Genomic DNA, 22,107 nt, shown 5'->3' with positions numbered 1-22,107 from the left:
CATGCCCGAGGTAAACGCCGAAACGATCGCGACCTCGCCAGAAGCGGTCGCCGAGCGCCTCGCTGTCTCGCATTATCTGGCTGATGAAAGCCTGGCGACGGCCATCTTCCTGGCGATCCGGCTGGGCAAGCCGCTGCTGCTCGAAGGCGCTCCCGGCGTCGGCAAGACGGAAGCGGCCAAGGCAATCGCCGAGCTGCTCGGCCGCGATCTGGTGCGGTTGCAATGCTATGAAGGCATAGACGCCGCGCATGCGCTCTATGAGTGGAACTACCAGCGCCAGCTGCTCGCCATCCGCCATGCCGGCGAGCAAGAAGTCGATATCTACGACGACCGCTTTCTGATCGCCCGCCCGCTGCTGCAGGTCCTGAAGGCGCCGGAGCAGCGTATCCTGCTGGTCGACGAGATCGACCGTTCCGACCACGAATTCGAGGCGCTGCTGTTGGAGTTTCTTTCCGACTTCCAGATCAGCATTCCCGAGCGCGGCACCATCCGCGCCACCGCACAGCCGATCGTCATCCTGACCTCCAACCGCACCCGCGAACTCGCCGAAGCTCTCCGGCGGCGTTGCGTCTATCACTGGATTGGCTATCCCGATGCCGAGCGCGAGGCGTCCATCATCATGCTGCGCGCCGGCGATGTCGCACAGGCAACGGCACGCGCCGTGGCCACAGCCGTGCAGACCATCCGCGCGCGTCCACTCGCCAAACCGCCCGGCATCGCCGAGGCGGTCGAATGGGCCAATGCCGCGACCATTCTCGAAAAAGGTGGCAGTCCATGGCCGGAGGCGTTCCGCCGCGCCATCGGCGTGCTGATCAAGGACGAGGAGGATCTGTCCTACATCGCGCCCGAGCTTGGCCGTATCGTGGACGAGGCGCTGGCGTGAGCCGAGACGTCATTCAGCAACGCTGGCGGAACAGCGCCCCCCTCTGTCCTGCCGGGCATCTCCCCCGCGCCGCAACGCCCTTGCTCAGCTTCGCTCGCCTGCTGCGCCGCTACGGCTTCGCTATTGCCCCGGAACAAGTCTCCGGCTTCATGCAGGCCGTGACCCTGCTGGGCCCACGCTCGATGGCGGACATCCGTGAGGCCGCACTCGCCACACTAGCGCCGCCGCCTGACCGCCGGGACGAATTCGAGGCGCATTTCCAGAGCCATTTCTATGGCAACGCGTCAGCCATGGTCGAAGGCGACGCCGACGAGGAAACGCGCATCAAGGATGATGGCGGTGCCGACGACGAACGGATCGAGGCCGAGCAGAGACAGGAAGGCGGCGAGTTGTTTTCGGCCCTGGAGCAGTTGAGCTCGCGCGACTTCAAGCGCGACCACGACCGACTGACCGCCTTTCGCCGAAAGCTGTCATCGGCCCTGCCCGCCCGACGTTCCTTCCGCACCGTGCGCACCCACTCGCGCGGCAAGCTCGACCTGCGCCGCTCGCTCAGGGAAATTGTCGGCGCCGATGGCGATGTCCCCTCGCCGCTGCTGCGTCGCCGCCAGATCGTGCCCCGCAAACTGCTGCTCTTGATCGATGTCTCCGGCTCGATGAAGCTGCACACCGCCGACTATCTCAAGCTGGCGCATGCCGCCGTGCAGGGTGCGGACCGCGCCGAGATCTTCACCTTTGGCACGCGGCTCACCCGTATCACTACCGCATTGCGCATCCGCGACCGCGACCAGGCGCTGGCGCGGGCAGCAAGCCAGGTCGACGATTGGGATGGCGGCACCCGCATGGGGCCAGCACTGCTCGCCTTCCTCTCGGTGCCACGTTTTTCCGCCTTCGCACGCGGAGCGGCAGTTGTCATCCTGTCGGACGCCCTGGAACGCGGCGTTCATGCCGAATTGGGGACGGCAATGCGCAGGCTTAGCGCCCGCGCCTTCCGGCTATCCCTGGCGACCCCGCTGGCCGGCGATCCGCGCTTCCGCCCGGCGACAGCGGCGCTGCGCGCCATCCTGCCCGACCTCGACGACCTGGTCGACGGCTCGTCGCTGGCCGGCCTCACCGATTTCATCCTGTCGCTCGCACGCCCCGCCCCGGCGGCCGCGACCATCTGGAAAAGGGTATCGTGATGCAGAAAGCCATCGACGCGCATTTCCACATCTGGCGCCAGAAGGACCAACCATGGCTGGTCGGCCCGATGGTGCCGCGCATCTTCGGCCCCTACGAACCGATCCGCCGCGACTATCCGATCGGTGAATTTCTGGCCGACCAAAAAGGGTCGGGCGTCGAAAAAGCTGTCTATGTCCAGACCAACTGGGCCAAGGAAGATTTCGAGAACGAGGTCGCTTTCCTGCAGAAGACCGCTGACGAGACCGGCTGGCCGCACGCCATCGTCGGCTATGCCGACATGACGGTGGACGATGTCAGGCCGCAGATCGACCGGTTGATGAAATACAGGCTGCTGCGCGGCGTGCGCATGCAGCTGCACTGGCACGAAACCCCGGCCTTTCGCTTCGCCGCCTCGGCCGATCAGGTGATCGACTCCAAGGTCCGCGCCAACGTCGCACGGCTGAAGGATTATGGCCTGTCCTTCGACCTGCAGCTTTTCCCCGCCCAGATGAAGGATGGGCTGACGCTGGTCGGCGAAAACCCGGAGACGAATTTCATCCTAACCCATGCCGGCATGCTGACCGGCATGGAACCGGAAACCACCGAAACCTGGAAGGCCGGCCTGCGCACGCTGTCGGCCGCGCCCAACCTCTACGCCAAGCTTTCCGGCCTCGGCACCTTCGTTCACCGCAACGACCCGGCGCTGATCGCCTACATCATCGACAATGCGATCGACATTCTGGGCAGCGATCATCTGATGTTCGGCTCGAACTTTCCGATCGAGAAGCTCTGGACCAGCCACGCCGAACTGATGAAGGCGCACCGCCATGCAGCGGAAAAGCATGGCGCGGCGGCCGAAGCCGACATTTTCTGGAACACGGCGGAGCGGGTCTACAGGCCGGTATAGCCCGTATCTTTTCTCCTCACTTCACCTCAAATTGTGGATCGACCGGGATCTGCATCGCCGTCACCAGATGGTTGGTCTGGCCTGCGAGACCGATGATCGACACCAGCTCGCCATGCTGTGCATCGGTCATGCCCTTGGCACGCGCCGCCGCCGTGTGCGAATGGACGCAGTAGGAGCAACCATTGGCGGTCGACACCGCGATGTAGATCATCTCCTTGGTCAGCGGATCGATGGCGCTGTCGGCGACCATCACCGCCTTGAGTTGCTCCCAGACGCGCTTCAGGGCGGCAGGATCATTGGCCAGCCCGCGCCAGAAATTGTTGACAAAATCCGATTTTCGCGTTGCCCTGATGTCGTCGAACACCGCCTTCACCGCCGGGATTTTCTCCACCTCGGCATCGCTCAGGAGTTTTGTCGTGGCCATGGTGTTTCCTTTCGTTTGAATCGTGGCGTGAATTGAATCGGGTAAAGAGCAAATGCAGCTAATTACTTCGGATGATTCAGTTTCCGATGTAACGTAGAACCTTGGCGTGTGGCCTACGACTTCGTCATTCTAGGGCGAAGCAGGAGCGAAGCTCCGCCGCGGTGACCCTAGGATGACGAATGGAGCAGCATCCCAGCTAGTTGTCGAAGTCCGCACTGGCCATAAACCTAATGCACCGCCGCATACATGATCTTCTCCTCCGTCGCCTCCGCCGGCGAAAACTCCTCGACGATGCGGCCTTGGCGGCAGACCAGGATCCGGTCGGACAGGTTCAGGATTTCCGGCAGGTAAGACGAGATGACCACGACGGCGAGCCCCTCGTCGGCCAGCCGGTTGATGATCTGGTGGATCTCGGCGATGGCGCCGACATCGACGCCGCGCGTCGGCTCGTCGAAGATGACGACGCGCGGCTTCTGCACCAACCCCTTGCCGATCACCACCTTCTGCTGGTTGCCGCCCGAAAGCTCGACCACGCGCGCATTGTCGTTGATCGCCCTGATGTTCAGCGTCTTGGTCCATTCTGCGGAGAGCGCGCGCATCTCCTGCTGATTGATCACCCAGCCTTTTTCGCGGCCGGCCGCCAGCAGCCCGCCGAACAGGTTCTCGGCAATGCCCATCGTCTCGAAAATGCCTTCGCTCTTGCGGTCCTCCGTGACGTAGACGATGCCGTCCGCCACCGCTTCGCTCGGGACGAGGTAGCGCACCGGCCTGTCGTCCAGCTCGATCGCCCCTCCGCGCAGGAAATCGCGTTTGTAGATCCCTGACACGATTTTGAACGTCTCGGTGCGGCCGGAGCCGATCAGCCCGAACACGCCGGTGATCTGGCCTTCGAAGATCGAGAACGAATTGTTGCGCACGACATTGCTCATTGAGATGTCCTGCACCGACAGAACTTTCTTGCCCGCCTTGCGCAGCTTGGCCTCGTCGCGCTGGCGATAGATCTGCCCCGATAGCGTGCGCCCGACCATGGCGGCAACGATCCGGTCGCGATCGAAGGCCGACGTATCGTCGGTGATGACCAACTCGCCATCGCGCAGGATGGTGATGCGGTCGGCAATCAGCAGTGCCTCTTCCAGCGCATGGCTGATGAAGACGATGGAGACGCCGCGCGCCTGGAGCCGCCGGATCAGCGCGAAGAAGTGCCGCTTCTCCTCCGGCGTCAACGTCGCGGTCGGCTCGTCGAAGATGATGATCTCGGCATTGTGGTGCACGGCGCGCGCGATCTCGACCATCTGGCGCTTGGCCGCGCCAAGCGTCGCCACCATCGCGTTCGGGTCGACCGGAAAATTCAGCGACTGCAGGAACTGCTGCGCCGAAATGTAGGTGCCGCGCAGCCGGTTGAGGAATTTCTCGGTGCCGAGATAGAGGTTCTGCGCCACCGTCATCGACGGCACCAGGCTGGTCTCCTGGAACACCATTGCGATGCCCGCCTCGAGCGCCGCATGCGGAGAGGCGTAAGCGATCTCGCGTCCCTTGTGGAACATCTTGCCCGAACTGGCGTCGACCACTCCGGCGATGATCTTGGTCAGCGTCGATTTCCCCGCGCCGTTTTCGCCGAGCAGCGCATGGATCTCGCCCTTGCGCAATTCGAAGCTGACTTGTCTGACCGCGGGCACGCCGCGATAATTTTTGGTGACGTTCTCCAGGCGCACGATCGGTTCCATCAAAAGCCTCCCGAAGCGACAGCCAACATGCAGTCGCCGCCCTTCGAGGCGACGAACAGTTCGCCATCTTTTTCAACCACGCTGCAAATGCCGTGACGTATGCCGCTGGCGCGGCTGTGCAGGCTGAACCGAGGCTGCATGTTCTGGTCGAGCCTGACCACCAGACCGTAGGAGCGGCTCGGCGACCAGGGCTTGTGGATGCCCATGGTGCGGATGCCGCCGCATTGCAGCGGTTCGAGGAAGCTGCGGCTTGAGGCCAGCGCCGGTGCGATCCAGTAGGCCGGCGGCACCTGCTCGATCATGTCCTGACGGTAATGCGTCTCCTGCAGCACGAATTCGATCAGCCGGTTGCGCGGCGCAAACAGGGTCAGCCAGGCGCCGCCATCGGCGGATGGCGACAGCCGCGCGGGATGGCCGGGGAGATGCGTCAGAACCGTCGAGCGGCTGCCGCTTGCCCCATGGAAGCGGATGAGCTGATGGCGCCAGCTCTCGCTGACCAGGACATCCCCACGGACGGGATGGAGCCCATACGGAAAGGCGATGGCGCCGGCCAGCTTGCGGAAGTCCCCGCCTGCCGCATCCTGCTTCCAAAGCGATCCGGACGCACCTTTCCTCATCAGGTCGGCCGCCCATTGTGATGGTGCGAATTCGGCCGAACCATTGGCCAGCCACAGCGCGCCGTCATCGGCATAGGCGAGCGCGGTGATGCAGCTGACACCGGCCGGCAGCGAAACATCCCTGCCGCCGACCAGCAGCTTGCCGCTTTCCAATCCGACCGTCAGCTCGCCCGATGGCGAGAGCGCCAGCGCGGAAACGGTGGACGAAAAGGTCTCGACCAGCTTAGGCGCGGTTCCGGCAGCGATCGAATAGACGGCGTTGCCGCTGGAAACGAGCAGCTTGTCGCCAGCCACCAGCAGATTGTCCGGCTCGGTCAGTTCGGCAAACGCCGGCGCATCGTCAAGCTGGGTGTTGGGTCGGAAAGCGCCATCCAGCGGCGGGATCGTCACCGCCTTGCCGCGAAATAAATCCAGGATGGGATCGAGGATCATTACTTTGCTCCCCAATAGGAAGCCGGGCTGGTCCAATTCGGGTCGGCGCCAGCAATCTTGTAGCGGCCGATGCGGTTGTTGAGGATGCCGCCGACGAAAAGATATCCCTTATGCTCGCGCATTGAGGTTACCATCGGATGCGCGCCGCCCGAGAGGTCGCCCATCGCTTCGACGATGTCGCCCTCCTCCGTGAATTTCACCACGCCCCCGGTGTTGATGTTGGGGAACAGCCACTCGTCCTGCGGCAGCCGGCGGGTCATGCGCTTGCGCATGTCGGGATGGCGCAGCGACAGGTCGAAGCTCGGCGTGCGCATGCCGAGCCACGCCATCCAGTAGTTGCCGTCGGAAGCGCGGTTGATGTTATCAGGATAGCCCGGCATGTCGCGGATAACGCATTCGGCGGTGCCGGCCTTCGGCCCTTCCAGCCAGTAGCGATGCACACGGCAGGCCCAGCTCTCGGCGAAGAACAGCGACTTGCCGTCATGCGCCATGCACACGCCGTTGGTGTAGCGGTAGCCGTCGAGCAGCGTCCTGGTCGATCCGTCCTTCGGGTCGTAGACCAGCAGGCGGCCGGTGGCGCGATTCTCGATCGAATCCAGCGCCCAGTCATGCGCGTCGTAGCGCTTGGTCGAGTCGGTGAAATAGATGCGGCCGTCCGGCGCTATGTCGCAGTCGTTGGGATCGCGCAGCCGTGCGTCGTCGACAACCGATGTCCAGGAGCGCGCAGTCTCCGCCGACAGCCGTTTCACCTCGCGATCGGGCGAGACGGAATAGAGCCCCATGGCGCCGACACAACTGATCAGATTGCCTGATTTGTCGAAGGCAAGGCCAAGCGGAAAGCCGCCGATATGAGCGAACACTTCCGACTTCACATAGTCCGGCGCGAAGAAGCGGACGATCTCGCCATGGCGAGTGCCGCAATAGAGGTGGTCGTCACGGTCGAGAATGACATCTTCCGGTCCTTCCAGTTCGCCGAGCCCGATATGGTCTGCACCCGACAGCCGATTGTCGAGTTCGTAGGATGTGCCGGAGCCGGGCGCCGCCGACTGCGTCTCGCCCATCCTGAGATAGACCGGCGCGACATAGACCTCGTTCAGCACCTTGTGGCGATTCTTCAACCAGCGGATGTCGATCGTCACCGCCACCGCCAGCATGATGCCCAGCACCATCTGGTTAGTGCCGGTGCCGTAGCCCAGTCGGATCAGGCCATTGGTCATGGTCAAAACGATGATCGCGCCCATCAGTCCCTTGATCACCGAGCCGCGCCCGCCGCCCAGGCTGACGCCGCCGACCACCGCCGCGGTCAGCGCCATGATCTCGAGGTTGAGGCCGGTGCCCGGCCCTGCGCCGCTCAGCCGGCAGGCGATGAGAAAGCCGCCGATCGAGGCGCAGAAGCCGGAAAAGACATAGGTCATGAACACCGTGCGGCGCACGCGAATGCCGGCATTGTGGGCCGACCGCCTGGAGCCGCCGACCGCCAGCACATGCCAGCCGGGCCGCGAGCGCGTCAGCGCAATATGAGTGACGATGGCGAGGATAATGGCCAGCCACACCGAGACCGACAGGCCCCAGAAGGTGCCGTCGCCGATGAAGTCGAGCACATCGGACGTGGCCTGGGAAAGCTGCACGTCCGCGGCATAGGTAGTGACGAGAATGTCGAACAGCGCCCGCCCGAAGATGAAGGTGACCAGCGTGGTGAGGAAGGCGCGCAGCCTGAGATAACCGACGAGATAGCCGTTGACGGCGCCGAAGACGAGGCCGGCGGCGAGCGAAGCGGCCAGCGCCAGCCAGATCGACTGTTCGAGGATGAAGAAGACATAGACGGCGGAAAAGCAGGACAGCGCAAAGATCGAGCCGACCGACAGGTCGATGCCGCCGCCCAGCATCACCACCGTCATGCCGGTGACGACCATCGAGAATTCGCCGAGCTGGCGGGTCGATTCCTGCAGCGAGGTCAGTTTGAAGAAGCCCGGAATGATCGAACCGAACACGCTGAGTGTCGCCACCAGCGCCAGGAAGGGAATGGCGTTGTCGGTCCAGCGCTTGGTCAGGATTTCGCCGACCAGATGGTCAGGAACGAGATTGTAGCGCCAGGACTGGAGGCGTTCGCGAAAGGACATCGGCTCACTGCTGCCGCGAGAGAAAAAGCAAAAGGAAAGAGAAAGAGGTGGCCGGACGGTCCGGCCACCCCACAGCTATCGGTTTCACGAGAACCGGTTACTTCGCCGCCGCTTCGGCCTGGAGCGCCTTCAGGTCCCAGCAGCTGTCGGGCTTGAGGTCGGCCTTGGTCGTCGCCTTCTCCAGCGTGTAGATGTAGGTGTGCGACGTGCCGGCCGGCTGGCCGCTCTGCAGCAGGAACTTTATGATGGCGTTCATGTCCCCCGACTGCCGGGCAAGGTCGGTCATGACAACCGCGCCATAGGTGCCGTCCTGCAGCTTGTCGCAGTCGGCCGCCTTTTCGCCGCCGCCAGTGGTGACGAGAAAAACCTTCCCGTCGAGCTTGGCGTCGCGGATCGCAGCGGACGCGCCGGTGGCGTCGCCGTCCCAGAAGTCGATGATGGAGCAGATGTCGGGATGCTGCTGCAGCATCGTTGTGGTCACATTGCGCGAGGTGGTGGCGTCCCAGTTGGAGTCCGGCTTGGCGACGACCTGGAAGTCGGGATGCTTCTCCAGCACCTTCATGATGCCGGCGTACTGGTAGAGGCTGGAGGAGTTCGCCTGGTCGCCCTGCACCAGCCCGATCTTTTTGGACGAGTTCTCGCCGCAGCCCTTGATCGCGGCTTCCGCCTCGAGTTGGCCGAGCCGGTCCCAATCGCTGCCGACAAAGGCATCGGCCGGGAAATTGGCGGGATTGTCGACCAGGATCACATAGGTGCCGGCTGCCTGCGCCTTCTTCATCAGCTTGGAGTAGGAGTTGAGATCCGGGGCGTGGATGATCAGCACATCAGGCCTGGTGTCTGACGAGATGGCGTCGGTAATCGCCTGCGCGCCGGCGTCGACCACCCAGTTGGGATCGCGCGTCTCGAAAGTGCCGCCCCACGCCTCGACTTCCTTTTTCAGGTAATGCGCCCAGCCCTGCGCCAGATCGAAGCCCATCGCCAGCGGCACCAGCATGACACGCTTGCCTTTCAGCGCCTGTGCATAGGCGGCAGGTCCCGGATCGTCGGCAGCGAAGCTCGGCGCCGCGAAGGCGGTGACCGCAAGCGCTGTCGCCGCGGCCATCAATGTTCTGATCAGTTTCATGTCACATCCTCTGGTTGGTCATGGTTATCTGCGGCCGGCCCCAAACCGTCCGCTTTGGTTTAGTCTTCCTGTTTGAGCATGATCTTTTCCGAAAACCGGTTCCCACTTTTCGGGATCATGCTCTAGATGTCGCCCTGCTGCGCCGTCTGTTCGTCACGCGGATTGATGATGCCGTCGACGATGATGGCGCCGAGCAGGATCGCCGCCTTGATCAGGTTCTGGTAAAGCAGCGGAATGTCGATGATGGTCATGGCGTTCAAGAGAATGCCGATCAGCGCTGCACCGACCAGCACGTTTCGCACCCCGCCTCGCCCGCCCGAAAGCCCGATGCCGCCGATCACCGCCACCAGCACGATGTCGTAGAGCAGCGTCGAGTTGACGACGCGGGTGTTGATCGAATGCAGGCTGGCCGCCGTCAGCAGGCCGGCAATCAGCGCGACGCAGGCGGAAAGCACATAGCGCAGCACCAGCATCGGCCGCACCGGAATGCCGATGTTGCGGGCCGCTACCGGATTGTCGCCGGCGAAATAGATGTAACGGCCCCATTTGGTGTAGCGCAGGAACAGGAAGAACAGGAAAGCGAGTGCGGCGAAGACGAACACCTCGATGGGAATGTCGAGGAAGCGCATGCCGCCGAGCAGTTCCACCCAATGGCCCTGCGGCACCGGAACGGCATCCTGCGTGATCAGTTGCGAGCGCACATAGCCGAAGACGAAGGAGCCGGTCGCCAGCGTCACGAAGATCGCCGGGACGTCGGCATAGGCAACAAGAAAACCATTGAGCAGGCCGATTGCGAGCACGCCGGCCAGCACATAGGCGAAGGCGAGCCCGTCAGGCGTTCCTGAATTCATCAACTGCAGATACCAGGCGACCGACATCGCCATGATCGCCACCGCCGACAGGTCGATGCCGCGGCCGATGATCACGACCGCCATGCCCAACGCCAATATGCCCAGTACCGAGACCGAACGAACGATGGCAACGAGATTGTTCGGAGCGATGAAGCCCGGCAGGCCTATGGCCGCGGCAATGAACAGCATCACCGCTATGGCAAAGACAATGCCTTCCTGGTTCAGGCTCTTGAAACTCGGCCGACCCATCGCGTTCATTGTCTGTCTTCACCCCGGCGGCAGCGCTGCCGCCCCTGGGAAAGAAAGCTAATCGGCTCAACGTCGGTTCGTCAAATGAATCCGCGTTCAAAACACGGACTGCCGACGAGACTCGCGATGTGGACGCATTGATTGCTGAAGCTGGCGCAATGCCCGGAAACTCCAGCACTTTTGGCAATTGTTTGCGCCATCCCCTGCGTCTTGCGCAAGCACAACACCAAGGCGCAAGGCGAAGATGGAATTTAACCCTGCGGTGGATGGGAAAATTCGATTTCAGTTCCCGGCCATGTGGCCGGAAACCTCGGCGCCGGCGGTCCTCGGCAACACCAGGAAACGGAACGACGCCACCAGCCCGATGACGCCGATCACCAGGAAGGTGACTCGAAAATCGACGAGGTCCAGGGCCGGTTGGGCCCTGGCGATCTGCGACAGGTTGAGGATCGCCGCCGCTATCGCCACACCGAACAGCATTGCCACCTGCTGCAGCATCGAGGACAGCGTCGCCGCCGAGCTGCGCTGCGCCGCGGCGATATCGGCGAAGGCCAGAGTGTTCAGCGCCGTGAACTGCATGGAACGCGACAGGCCGGCGATCAGCATCAGCCCCGCCACGAGCGCCTGCGGCGTCTGCGGCGAGATCGCCGCGCAGGCCATGATCGATGCGGATGCAATGACGCCGTTGACGACCATCACCGAACGAAAGCCGAAGTGGCGCAGCATCGGCGTCGTCACCGTCTTCATCCCGAGATTGCCGAGGAAATAGGCCAGGATCATCATGCCGGCATCGACCGGGCTCATGCCAAAGCCGACCTGGAACAAAAGCGGCAGCAGGAACGGCGTGGCGTTGATCGCGACGCGGAATATGGTGCCGGCCGCAAGTGTCGAGATGGCGAAGGTCAGCACCTTGAACGAGGACAGGTCGAGCAGCGGATGGGGCGCGCGCCGGAGATGCCGCACCGCCAACCAGCCGATGACGATCCCTGCCGCGACCAGCAGCACCGTCGGCAGCACGCCGTCGTCGGGATGCGCGATACGCTCGAGGCCGCAGAGAAGGCAAGCAAGTCCCGCCGATGTCAGAAAGAAACCCGGCCAGTCGAGTGGCTTGGGATCGGCTTCACGGTCACCGGGGATGAAGCGGGCGACCAGCGCCAGCCCGATCAGCCCAAGCGGGATGTTGATGAAGAAATTCCAGTGCCAGGAGAGATAGGTGGTGATGAAACCGCCAAGCACCGGACCAACGACAGGCGCGAACAGCGCCGGCCAGGTGATGAGCGCGGTTGCGTTGAGCAGTTCCGATTTTGACGCGTTGCGCAGCACCAGGATGCGGCCGATCGGCGTCATCAATGCGCTGCCCAGCCCTTGCGCGGCGCGCGCCGCGACGAACTCGGTGAGATTCTCGGAGAAGCCGCAGGCGAGCGAAGCCAGCGTGAACAGTGCGATCGCCACCAGGAAGATGTTGCGCGCGCCGAACCGGTCGGCGAGCCAGCCCGACAGCGGCACGAACACCGCCATGGTCAGCATATAGATGGTGATGCCGATGCTCATCGCCACCGCCGGCACGCCGAAGGAGGCACCCATCTGCGGCAGCGACGTCGAGATGATCGTCGAATCCAAGAGCTGCATGAAGAAGGCAATGGCGACGATCAGCGCCACACGCCGCGAATTGCTGGCTGGGTCGGCTAAAACTTCAGTCTCGGGGATGGCAGTCATGACGGACCGCTTTGAACAGCATTTGGCCGGCGACGTCCAGGCAAGGGCCAACAAACTTTCGTGTCGCGGCGTGGCCTGTTATGGATGAACGGGGCGGCCGAGGAACGCGCACGCATGAAGCCTATCTATATCGACTATCTCAACGCCCTCGACATCGATGCCCTTGCCATGACCGACGCCGAAATCCTCGACGCCGTGGAGGCCGGCCTGGTCGCACAAGGCGACGGCCAGACGGTGATCGAGCCGCGCGTTCATCTCGAGCCAGATCCCGCCTTCCACGGCCATTTCAATGTTTTGCGCGGCTACGTGGCGCCGCTCGATGCGGCGGGCGTGAAAATCGTTGGCGACTATGTCGATAACTACCTGCACGGCCTGCCCTCCGAATTCGGCATCCTCAATCTGTTCGATCCGCGCACCGGCGCGCCGCGCGCCATCCTCGACGCCACCGTCATCACCGACATGCGCACCGGCGCCGTCACTGCGATCGGCGCCAGGCATCTGGCGCGCAGGAATTCGAAGGTGCTTGCCCATATCGGCGCGCGCGGCACGGCCTACTGGAACGTGCGGCTGCTCGACCACCTCTTCGACTTCGACGAGATCCGCGTCCATTCGCGCCGGCCGGAAAGCCGCGACGGCTTTGCCGCCAGGCTCTCCGCCGACCTCGGCAAGCCGGTCAAGCCTGTGGCTAACTGGCAAAGCTGCGTCGAGGGCGCCGACATCGTCGTCGAGGCCTCGCGGCTGCCGGAGCCGCAGCCGCTGCTGAAGACCGATTGGATCAAGCGTGGTGCGCTGGTCGTGCCCTATGGCACGATGAGCGCGGTCGAGCTCTCGCTGACCGACATCATGCAGAAAATGGTCGTCGACGACTGGGGCCAGTGCAAGGGCGGCAAGTTCGGTTCGCTGCGCGCTCATGTCGAAACCGGTCGGCTGAGCGAAAAGACGCTGCATGCCGAGCTCGGCCAGATCGCCGCCGGCTTGAAAACAGGGCGCGAAAGCGATGACGAAACAATCCTGTTCTGGCATCGCGGTCTGTCGCTGTCCGATATCGCGCTCGGCAAGGCAATGCTGGCCAAGGCGCAGGCACAAGGCATCGGTCAAAGGCTGCGCTTCGCATGAGCGCTCTGATCCTCACCGGAGCCGACGTCAGCGTCGGCGATGTCGCCGTCGTTGCCCGCGAGGCACGCAAGGTGGAAATCGGGCCCGATGTTATCGGCAGGCTGGAGAAGGCGCGGAAAGTGCTCGACAAGGCCGCCGCGTCCGGCCAGCAGATCTACGGGCTCAATACGGGTCTCGGCGCCAATCTCGGCACAACGGTCGGAGGCGACGCCAGCGCCTTCCAGCGCCAATTGCTGGAAGGACGCAGCGGCGCCGTCGGAGAAGCGCTGCCGGTGGAAACCGTGCGGGCGACCATGCTTGCCCGCCTGACGATGCTGTCGGCCGGCGGCTCCGGCCTTTCGCCCGCAGTGTTCGTCGCCTTGGTCGACACGCTCAATGCCGGCATCCATCCGGTGATGCCGTCGCTGGGCTCGATCGGCGCCGGCGATCTCGTGCTGATGACCGCTATCGCCCGCGTGCTGATCGGCGAAGGCGAGGCCGACTATCAGGGCCGGCGCATGTCCGCGGCCAAGGCGCTGATGATGGCCCGCCTGGCCCCCATCGGCCTGGCCCCGAAGGATGGGCTGTCGCTGATCAACGCGTCCGCCGTTTCCGCCGGCAGCGGCGCACTTGTGGTGACGGATGCGCTATCCGCCCTGGCCCAACAGCAGCAGGCCGGCGCGCTGACCATGGAAGGCATCGGCGCGAACCGCACCATTCTCGATCCCCGCCTGCATCTGGCGCGGCCGGCAGCAGGTCAGGCCGAGGCCGCCAAGGCGCTGCAGGATCTGCTGGCCCGTGACGAGGCGCCGGCGCCGATCACCTTGCAGGATCCGCTGTCGATCCGCTGCATGCCATCGATCCATGGCGCGGTGATCGAGGCGATCGATCAGGCGAGACGTGCCGTCGAGATCGAGCTCAACGCCGCCGCCGACAACCCGCTCGTACTGGCTGAGGACGAGCTGGTGCTGTCGACCGGCAATTTCCACACCGCCTCGCTGTCGCTTGTCTTCGAAACGCTTGGCCTGGCAATCGCGCAATGCGCCGCGGCAAGCGCGGCGCGCTTCATCCAGCTCACCGGCTCGGGCCGCAACGGCCTGCCGAAATATCTGTCGCCGGTCGGTGGCGCATCGGCCGGCTTCGTCCCGCTGCAGAAGACGGTAACATCGATCCTGGCCGCCATCCGCCACAAGGCCAATCCCGTGATGCTCGATTTCCTGTCCGTCTCCGAGGGCGTCGAGGACCATGCCACGCAGACGCCGCTAGTGATCGCTAAATGCGCCGCTATGGTTGTGCTGTGGCGACGGTTGATCGCTTTCGAACTGATGGCGGCCGCCCAGGCCGTTGACCTGCGCGACGGGCTGACGCTGGCGCCGGGCACAGCCGCTATCCATACGGCGATACGCGCGCTGGTGCCGGCGCTTAGGGAGGATCGGCCGCTCGGCATCGAAGCCGACGCGCTTCATGCCGCGCTCGCCAGCGACAGATGGCAGCCGATCTTAGCCCCGGCCGACTTTGTCGAGGAACAGGTGTAGCTCGGCCGGATCCATGTGCACCACATGCCTGTCCTCGGGATAGGCGCCGCTGTTGACGTCGGCGACATATTCGGAGAACGCCGCCACCCGCTCCACCTGCAACCGATCATATTCAGCGGCGAAATTGCGATAGACCTTGGAATGGCGCGGCATGTGGCCCCGATTCTGCCCAAGGATATCTTCGGCGAACAGATATTGCGCGTCGCAACCGGTGCCCGCGCCCATCGACAGCATGATCAGCGAGGTGCGCTCCGAGATTGCCTTGGCGACCTCGACCGGCACCACTTCGATTTCGGCGCCGATGGCGCCGGCGGCCTCGAGCTGTTTCACCGCTTCGAACACCTGCATGGCGGTGTCGGCGGTCTTGCCGACCGCCTTGAAGCCGCCGGTCCACGTCGCGCGGGAGGGAATGAGGCCGACATGGCCGATGACGGGGATGGCATCGTCCGCCATCCGCTTGATGGTGGCGTAGCCCGCGCTGCAATAGACCGCGTCGGCGCCGGCCTTGTAGAGCCGGAAAGCCCAACGCAGGAAATCATCCGATGTGCCGATTTCGTAGAAATTGTCTCCCGGCATGGTGAACAGGCTCGGTGCCGCATCGCGGTATTGCGGGTTGAGCACGAGTTCCGGCGGCACGGAGACGATATCGACCCCTGCCCGCTCGGCAGCTTCCGCCTCGTCCAGGGTCAGCACGCGCAGCATGGTCAGCTGACGCTTGCCTTTCATGGCGCGCAGGTCGGCGACGGTCGGTCTCTTTCGGCTCATTAAACGTCCCTCTTTTGCTTGCCGCGGTGCCGGATCGGTTTGCCGCGCTTCAGATCTCGATCATCACCTTGCCAGCTTCGATCTTCACCGGATAGGTCGCAAGATTGACGCAGACCGGCGCGCCCTTGGCCTGGCCCGTCTTATAGTTGAAGCGGCCATTGTGCTTGGGACATTCGATGATGTCGTCCATCACCAGCCCGTCGGCGAGATGTGCCTTCTCATGCGTGCAGAAACCGTCGGTGGCGAAGAATTCATTGTCCGGGGAGCGATAGATCGCGAAGGTTCGGCCACCGTGGTCGAAGCGGATGACATCCTCTTCCTCGACATCGTCCACCGCACACGCTTCAATCCAATCGGCCATCTCTGTCTCCCGCAACCACTCGCGATCCTTATTCAGCCGCCGCCGACATGTCGATCTCATGGAATTCGCCGCGATAGGGCCTGGCCGTCGGCGGCAGCTCGCGCTTGAGGTAGTAGTCCTCGTATTTCAGCTGCCTGAGCAGGACCGGCCAGACCTCGCGATAGGCATGCCACATCGACGGGTTCGGCACGGGCAGGTCGTGCTTGATCAGCTCATGCAGCCTGGGCAGCGCATGATAGGGCACCATCGGAAACATGTGGTGCTCCACATGGTAGTTCATGTTCCAGTAGATGAACCGGCTGATCGGGTTCATGTAGACGGTGCGCGTGTTGAGCCGGTGGTCGACGACATTGTCGGCCAGCCCGATATGCTGCAGCAGGCCGGTCATCACCATGTGCCAGGTGCCGTAGAGGCGCGGCAAACCAATCAGCACAACCGGTATCCATGACCTCAGCGCGACCGCGACAGCGATCGTCGCAATATACACGGCAACATGCCACCGCGCGGCCGTCACCGCCTTTGCCCATTCCATTTCCGGAACGTAGCTCTTCTCCTCGTCGGACAGCTTGCCGAAAGCCTGGCGCACCAGCGTCGGCAGCGAATAGCGGAAATCGAGGATGCCGGTGAAGGCCAGCGCCGCCTTCAACAGGTCCGGCGGCCGCATGACGGCGATCTCGGCGTCGCGGCCGACGATGATGGTATCGGTGTGGTGGCGGGCATGGCTCCAGCGCCATTGCACTGGATTGCGCATCAGCATGAAGGAAGCAATGTGGTAGACGACATCGTTCATCCAGCGCGTGCGGAAGGCCGTGCCATGGCCGCATTCGTGCCAGCGCGAGTCACTCGACGAGCCGTAGAGCACGCCGTAGACGAACAGGAACGGCACCACCCACCATGAGCCCCAGAACCAGATGATGCCGGCGGCCGAGGCTAGGATCGCAACAATCCAGATGATGGTGTCGCGGATCGCCGGCCCGTCGGAACGCTGCATCAGCTCCTTCATCACCTTGCGGGGGACATCGGTGTGATACCATTCGGCGGAGGCCAGGCCGGTCTCGATCGCGGCCCTGGTGCTTTCACCGACCAGGCTGTAATCCCGCTTTTTTGCCATCGTCTTCACACGGGCCTCCAAACTTCTCGCACCGCTCGCAATCCGGTCCGCCGGCCGGAGGGCTTGCTTTGAATACATGTCGCGCTCATGCCGGGCCCGCCAGTCTCCGGAAATTGCCGGAAGGCCGAGGATAATCCTGTTCGGGCTGGCGGGCGATCGCCGCAATCCTGGCTTCGGCGCCGGCGATCGCTTCCCTGCCGTCCAGGACCCGGAACACGGCGTCGTAGGCGCGGCCTTCGTCATGCTCCAGCCAGATCATCTCGCCGCGTTCGCGCGCGGCGAGATCGCCGAGCACATGATGCGTCGATGGCTCGATGCCCAGCGCATACTGTCCGGCCTGGAAATTCTGCCATTGATAGGCGCAAGGCAGCTGGTCTTTCCGCGTCACCATTTCGAAGCCGAGGCCGAGCCGGTCGTTGACCACCGCGACTGGTACCTCGCCCTTTCCATCGGCGTCCATTTCATGCTGCCAGACCTGTTCGCTGAACTCCATCCGCGGTTCCGGCACCGTGCGGTAGCCGACCTTCTGCGCCTCATAGCGCTCGCCGGCATGGCCGGCCCACACCACGTCGCGGATTGGCGCGAGGTAGCGCGAGCCCTCGTCAAGCAGGGGATGACTGACATTCACATGGTAGAAATACATATGCGGCGTGCGATTGAAGCCATGGTTCACGACGCGGTCGGACAGCCGGATCTCGTTGCCGCCGACATCCGCCTCGATCCGCCGGATCAGATGCAGATCCTCGCCGAACACCGCCGATTGCTGCACGATGCCTTCGGCCCACAGCACGCAGCGGTCGCCGTCCCACGCCTCACCATAGCCTGTCAGCCGCGCCGGGATGGTGCCGACACGGCCATGCAGCGAATGGATCACGGTCTTCTTGCCGGGATAATTGTAGTTCTCGGCCGGCACCTCTTCCCGGCCCAGTATATGGTCGAGGCCGCAGGTGACCAGCAAGCCGGAGAAGGAGCGTGCCCAGGCCAGCCCCCCTTCCCCCTCATAGTCGTGAAGACCGGGGTGGCGAAAACCGCCCGGCGAGTGCCAGCCGATCGCCTGGCCCTTGAAGTCGCAATCGGCGATATCGAGCGCGCGGTCGACGAGTGCGGTGAAGCGCAGGCCGGAGCCCGTACGGAACTCCAGCATGCGGATACCGCGCTCCACCCCGTCGCCGAGCGTCATCAGCCGCACGCCAGCGAACTGCGACAGCATGCCGGAGCGTTCCGAGACCTGCCGGCGCGAGAGCGTCTTGCCGTAAAGCTCTACCATGCCGTCACTGCGCCCTCTTCATCAGGGCCGATAGGTCGGCGCCGGTGATGATGCTTTCCACGGTCAGCAGATCGGTATCGGCGACCGTCTGCTCGGCAACGATCTCGCCGCGGCGCATGACGATGATGCGGTCGGCAACCTCGAACACGTGATGGATGTTGTGGGTGATGAGCAGCACCGAATGGCCGGCCTGACGCATCTCCCTGACGAAGCGCAGCACGCCGTGGGTTTCCTCGACGCCGAGATTGTTGGTCGGCTCGTCGAGGATGATCACCTTGGCGGCGAACTGCATGGCCCGCGAAATGGCGATCGACTGGCGCTCGCCGCCCGACAGCGTCGAGACCAGCGCGTCGGCGTCGAGTTTCTTCGAGATGCCGACGCGCTTCAGCAGGGAGGAGGCAGCATCGCGCAGCTTGGCGAGATCGAGCGGCGCAAACACGCCCAACCATTTGAAATTGACCGGTTCGCGGCCGAGGAAGAGGTTGCGCGCGATACTGAGATCCGGCGCCAGCGACGTATCCTGGTGGATGGTCTCGATGCCGAGATCCATCGCGTCGCGCGTCGAGCGGATCGAAACCTTCTGCCCGCGCACATAGATGTCACCGCGATCGACCGGGAAGACGCCGGAGATCGCCTTGATCAGCGTCGATTTGCCGGCGCCATTGTCGCCGAGCAGGGCCACTATCTCGCCTTCTCTCAGCGTCAGCGAGGCATTCTTCAGCGCGCGCACGCTGCCGAAGGATTTTTGCAGGTTCTGCAGCCGAAGCACTTCTTGCATCATCGTCAGCTCCTTGCCGCGTTTTTCTGCAGCAAAGCGTGCAGGATGAGCATGGCGAGAATGATCACGCCGACGAAGATGTTGTAGGCGAGGCCGGGCACGCCGACGAGCACGATGCCGTTGCGGATGGCGCGCAGCATCAGCGCGCCGACGATGGTGCCCAGGATGGTGCCGCGTCCGCCGGTCAGCGCCGTGCCGCCGACCACCACCATGGCGATCACTTCGAGCTCATAGCCTGTGCCGGCCACCGGCGAAGCGGCCGAAATACGAAAGGCGCTGATCATGCCGGCAAGCCCGGCCAGCACCGAGGTGGCGATGAACAGCCAGATCTTGACGGCGTCCGCCGGCACGCCGCGGGCTACTGCCGCGTTGCGGTTGGAACCAATGGCGCTGATCCAGTTGCCGAGCTTGGCATAGCGCAGGACGTAGATTGCCAGCAGCGACAGGCCGACGAACCACCACAGCGAGGTGTAGAAGCGGAACGAGCCGATATTGAAGCTGCCGGCAAGCAGCGTCACGAAGAAGCCAGGCTGGTCCCACGACTTCAGCGGGAAACCCTGGGTGATGTAGAGGGCCGCGCCGCGCACGATCAGCAGCATGGACAGGGTCACCAGGAACGACGAGATGCCGATCTTGGTGACGATCACCCCATTGATCGCCCCAATCGCGATGCACAGTAAAAGTCCAGCCAGAAGGGCGACGCCGATATCCACCCCGCCGTTCTGCACCAGAAGCATCACCACCACCGGCGCCAGGCCGAATACGGCACCGACCGACAGGTCGAACTCGCCGGCCGTCAGAAGCAGCGTCATGCCGAGGGCAATGATGCCGAGCTCGGGCAGGAACGCCATCATGTTGGAGATGTTGAGCGGCGACAGGAAATTGCCGTCCGCGATCGCAAATACCACGAGAAGGACGACGAGGATGATGAATGAGGAAAATTGCGGCGAGCGCATCAGCCTCGACCTGCTCCTGGCGCTTGTTGCGCCTTCTTCCGCGGTGACTGCCATAACGTTCTGAACCATGCTGCTTGCAAGGCGCCCGCCGCCGGCGCGGCGGGCGTCCATCTTCACTTCTTGTCGTAGAGTTTGAGGATCGGCTCGACGCTCGAAGCATCGTAGAGACCGAAAGTGTGGATGTCGTAGCCGATTGGCTCGCCCGAGGCGGCAAGCCCGAGCAGTGCTACCGGCATGAAGCCCTGCGCCGATGGGTACTGCCAGGCCGCCGCGTTGACGAAACCGTCCTTGACGGCTTGCGCCGTCTCCTTCGAATTGCCCCAGCCGACGACCGGGATTTTGCCTGCCGGCACGCCGGCGCCGTCGAAGACCCGCTTGACGCTGGCCGCCACGGAATCGCCGAGCGCGATGATCGCCGGCGGATTGTTGGCAACCATATAGTCGGTCATCTTGGCGATGATGCCGGCCGGATCGGTGCCGCAATCGACCACGTCATATTTGATGCCGAGCGGATCGAAGACGCTGGCGATGCCTTCGGTCTCGAGCTGCTGGTAGCTTGCGCCGGGGACTTCGACCGGCAGAAAGACCTTGTCACCCTGCTTCACCATTTTGTGGTCGACAAGATACTTTGCCCAGATGGTGCCGGCCTCCTTCAGGTCGGCGCCGACATAGGCCTGCCGCCCCGTCGCCGGGTCGTCGGTGTTGAAGAACACGATCGGGATGCCGGCGGCCTTCGCCGCCTTGACCTCCTCGGTCCACAGGCCGGGCTGCGCCGAGGTTGTGGCGATGCCGTCGGGCTTGGCGGCAAGCGCGGAATTAAAGGCTTCCTTCTGCGCCGCCATGTCGCCGCCGCTGAAGGAGATCTTGCAGGTCACCTTGAGCTGGTCGCAGGCCTTGGTGGCGCCGGCGTTCCAGTCGATCCAGAAAGCGTCCGACGGACCGCCATGCGACAGCAGATAAAAGGTCTTCTGGCCGTCCTGTGCCTGTGCGGCCGACCCGAACGCGACGCCGGCAAGAACAGTCGCGGCGGCCGCCAATTTCAATGCAAATTTCAACATGCTTTTCCTCCTTGTTTGAAGCCGCCATGCACCGGCGGCGCGGCCGGCCGTCACAGGCCGTTGGCGCGGAACTTCCCGTCGAGGAATGTCTTGGCGCGCGGCACGTCGTCTTCCGACAGGTGCTCGATGATGACCGGAATGTTCGGGTGCTTCTCGGCAAGCCGCTGAAGATAAAGGTCGTAGTTGAGCGAGCCGAGGCCGGGCGCCGGCAGTTCGATCTCGCCGACGCCGCGGAAGGTGTGGCTTTCCATGGCATCCTCATCGCCGATGTCGGCGTGCTTTTCCGACTTGTCGCTGCCCGAGCGCTTGACGTCCTTGGCATGCGCTATCCTGATCTTGTCCGTCAACGTGTCGAACACCTGGTTCAGGATCTGGTCCATCCGATCGATGTTGTGCGTCTCGAAATAGTTGGTCGGGTCCATCAGCAGGCCAAGGCCGGGGTGATCGACCTGCGCGAACATCTTGACCGTCTCCTCGACCGAGCCGACGACGTTGTTGACATAGGTTTCAAGCAGGAACACCGCGCCATGGTCATAGGCGGTCTGGGCGAGGTCAGCGATCACCTTGCGGCATTCCTCGAACCCCTCCTCGGTCTTGTTCTTGGGGTGGTGCACCCAGTCGGATTCGGTGTTGTAAGTGCCGGTTTCCGAGATCACGTAAGGCGAGCCGAAATGGCGGGCGTTGCGGATGATCTCCTTGAGGTAGCCGACGCGCTTCTCGCGCTCTGCCTTGTCGGGATGGATGATGTTGGTGTAGCCCGACACGCAGCAGACCGGCAGGTTGTGGTCGCGGAAGACATCGCGCACGGTCTTGGCCTTATCTTTCGTGATCTGCCCGGCCGACAGGTCGATATCCCTGAAATGCAGGTCGAGCTGCACCGTGTTGAAACCGAGCCCACGAATCTTCTTCGCTGTCTCTTCAAGGCCGTACGGGAAATAGCCCGTGAAAATACCTGCCTGCATCATGGTGTGAATTCC

At 63.5% G+C, this 22,107-nt stretch carries 20 protein-coding genes; 5 read left to right on the top strand and 15 right to left on the bottom strand.

Going from position 1 to position 22,107, the window contains the following annotated elements; all coding sequences use genetic code 11:
• Position 1 precedes the first annotated feature (1 nt).
• From LB532_RS06040 to LB532_RS06030, 3 genes are all read left to right on the top strand, one after another.
• On the top strand, positions 2–883 hold the full coding sequence (locus tag LB532_RS06040; protein WP_140644310.1) for an AAA family ATPase: 882 nt from the start codon (positions 2–4) through the stop codon (positions 881–883).
• A gap of 101 nt (positions 884–984) precedes the next feature.
• The gene (locus LB532_RS06035; RefSeq protein WP_181169621.1) at positions 985–2,061 is read left to right on the top strand and encodes a vWA domain-containing protein; all 1,077 of its coding nucleotides are present in this window, start codon (positions 985–987) and stop codon (positions 2,059–2,061) included.
• A complete protein-coding gene (locus LB532_RS06030) occupies positions 2,061–2,948 on the top strand; it encodes an amidohydrolase family protein (protein ID WP_181169619.1) in 888 nt (295 codons plus the stop codon). Before LB532_RS06035 ends, LB532_RS06030 begins: the two co-directional genes overlap by 1 nt.
• A gap of 16 nt (positions 2,949–2,964) precedes the next feature.
• Here the strand turns inward: LB532_RS06030 and LB532_RS06025 are convergent, their stop codons facing one another.
• The 7 genes from LB532_RS06025 to LB532_RS05995 form a co-directional block, all read right to left on the bottom strand.
• On the bottom strand, positions 2,965–3,372 hold the full coding sequence (locus tag LB532_RS06025) for a carboxymuconolactone decarboxylase family protein (RefSeq protein WP_095770195.1): 408 nt from the start codon (positions 3,370–3,372) through the stop codon (positions 2,965–2,967).
• Between the two features lie 227 nt (positions 3,373–3,599).
• Entirely contained in the window at positions 3,600–5,096 is a 1,497-nt protein-coding gene (locus LB532_RS06020; protein WP_140644314.1) for a sugar ABC transporter ATP-binding protein, read from the bottom strand.
• Positions 5,096–6,145: a hypothetical protein gene (locus LB532_RS06015; RefSeq protein ID WP_140644316.1), complete on the bottom strand. Its 1,050-nt coding sequence runs from the start codon at positions 6,143–6,145 to the stop codon at positions 5,096–5,098. The genes LB532_RS06020 and LB532_RS06015 overlap by 1 nt, the downstream gene beginning before the upstream one ends.
• Positions 6,145–8,265, bottom strand: a complete 2,121-nt coding sequence (locus LB532_RS06010) for an ABC transporter permease (RefSeq protein WP_140644318.1) — start codon at positions 8,263–8,265, stop codon at positions 6,145–6,147. Before LB532_RS06010 ends, LB532_RS06015 begins: the two co-directional genes overlap by 1 nt.
• A 97-nt stretch (positions 8,266–8,362) precedes the next feature.
• Positions 8,363–9,388, bottom strand: a complete 1,026-nt coding sequence (locus LB532_RS06005) for a sugar ABC transporter substrate-binding protein (RefSeq protein ID WP_140644320.1) — start codon at positions 9,386–9,388, stop codon at positions 8,363–8,365.
• A gap of 122 nt (positions 9,389–9,510) precedes the next feature.
• The gene (locus tag LB532_RS06000; protein ID WP_140644322.1) at positions 9,511–10,497 is read right to left on the bottom strand and encodes an ABC transporter permease; all 987 of its coding nucleotides are present in this window, start codon (positions 10,495–10,497) and stop codon (positions 9,511–9,513) included.
• A 273-nt stretch (positions 10,498–10,770) separates the two neighbouring features.
• Complete coding sequence (locus tag LB532_RS05995; protein WP_140644324.1) at positions 10,771–12,204, bottom strand: DHA2 family efflux MFS transporter permease subunit; 1,434 nt, start codon at positions 12,202–12,204, stop codon at positions 10,771–10,773.
• A 114-nt stretch (positions 12,205–12,318) separates the two neighbouring features.
• On the opposite strand from LB532_RS05995, the gene LB532_RS05990 reads away from it, so the two are divergent.
• Complete coding sequence (locus tag LB532_RS05990; protein ID WP_140644326.1) at positions 12,319–13,320, top strand: ornithine cyclodeaminase family protein; 1,002 nt, start codon at positions 12,319–12,321, stop codon at positions 13,318–13,320.
• Positions 13,317–14,834 (top strand): histidine ammonia-lyase, encoded by a 1,518-nt coding sequence (gene hutH, locus LB532_RS05985; protein WP_140644328.1) that lies wholly within the window; start codon positions 13,317–13,319, stop codon positions 14,832–14,834. Before LB532_RS05990 ends, hutH begins: the two co-directional genes overlap by 4 nt.
• Here hutH and LB532_RS05980 read toward each other — a convergent pair.
• The 8 genes from LB532_RS05980 to LB532_RS05945 form a co-directional block, all read right to left on the bottom strand.
• Positions 14,799–15,599 (bottom strand): 3-methyl-2-oxobutanoate hydroxymethyltransferase, encoded by an 801-nt coding sequence (locus LB532_RS05980; protein WP_140644330.1) that lies wholly within the window; start codon positions 15,597–15,599, stop codon positions 14,799–14,801. The two genes, hutH and LB532_RS05980, sit on opposite strands and share 36 nt — an antisense overlap.
• Positions 15,600–15,648: 49 nt before the next feature.
• A complete protein-coding gene (locus LB532_RS05975; RefSeq protein WP_140557934.1) occupies positions 15,649–15,960 on the bottom strand; it encodes a MocE family 2Fe-2S type ferredoxin in 312 nt (103 codons plus the stop codon).
• A 28-nt stretch (positions 15,961–15,988) separates the two neighbouring features.
• Positions 15,989–17,071, bottom strand: a complete 1,083-nt coding sequence (locus tag LB532_RS05970) for a fatty acid desaturase family protein (RefSeq protein ID WP_140644332.1) — start codon at positions 17,069–17,071, stop codon at positions 15,989–15,991.
• 85 nt (positions 17,072–17,156) lie between these two features.
• Complete coding sequence (locus LB532_RS05965; RefSeq protein WP_140644334.1) at positions 17,157–18,338, bottom strand: aldose 1-epimerase family protein; 1,182 nt, start codon at positions 18,336–18,338, stop codon at positions 17,157–17,159.
• 4 nt (positions 18,339–18,342) lie between these two features.
• A complete protein-coding gene (locus LB532_RS05960) occupies positions 18,343–19,119 on the bottom strand; it encodes an ATP-binding cassette domain-containing protein (protein WP_140644336.1) in 777 nt (258 codons plus the stop codon).
• A gap of 2 nt (positions 19,120–19,121) precedes the next feature.
• The gene (locus LB532_RS05955; protein ID WP_181169617.1) at positions 19,122–20,141 is read right to left on the bottom strand and encodes an ABC transporter permease; all 1,020 of its coding nucleotides are present in this window, start codon (positions 20,139–20,141) and stop codon (positions 19,122–19,124) included.
• A 44-nt stretch (positions 20,142–20,185) separates the two neighbouring features.
• Positions 20,186–21,130, bottom strand: coding sequence for a substrate-binding domain-containing protein (locus LB532_RS05950; protein ID WP_140644338.1), 945 nt, complete (start codon positions 21,128–21,130; stop codon positions 20,186–20,188).
• A gap of 50 nt (positions 21,131–21,180) precedes the next feature.
• Positions 21,181–22,095 (bottom strand): sugar phosphate isomerase/epimerase family protein, encoded by a 915-nt coding sequence (locus tag LB532_RS05945; RefSeq protein WP_140644340.1) that lies wholly within the window; start codon positions 22,093–22,095, stop codon positions 21,181–21,183.
• Positions 22,096–22,107: the final 12 nt, after the last annotated feature.

The sequence above is a fragment of the Mesorhizobium sp. ESP-6-2 genome (assembly GCF_020164675.1).
Lineage (GTDB): Bacteria > Pseudomonadota > Alphaproteobacteria > Rhizobiales > Rhizobiaceae > Mesorhizobium.
The sequence above is the reverse complement of the archived record's forward strand: the minus strand, read 5'-3'. Positions and strand labels throughout refer to the sequence as shown.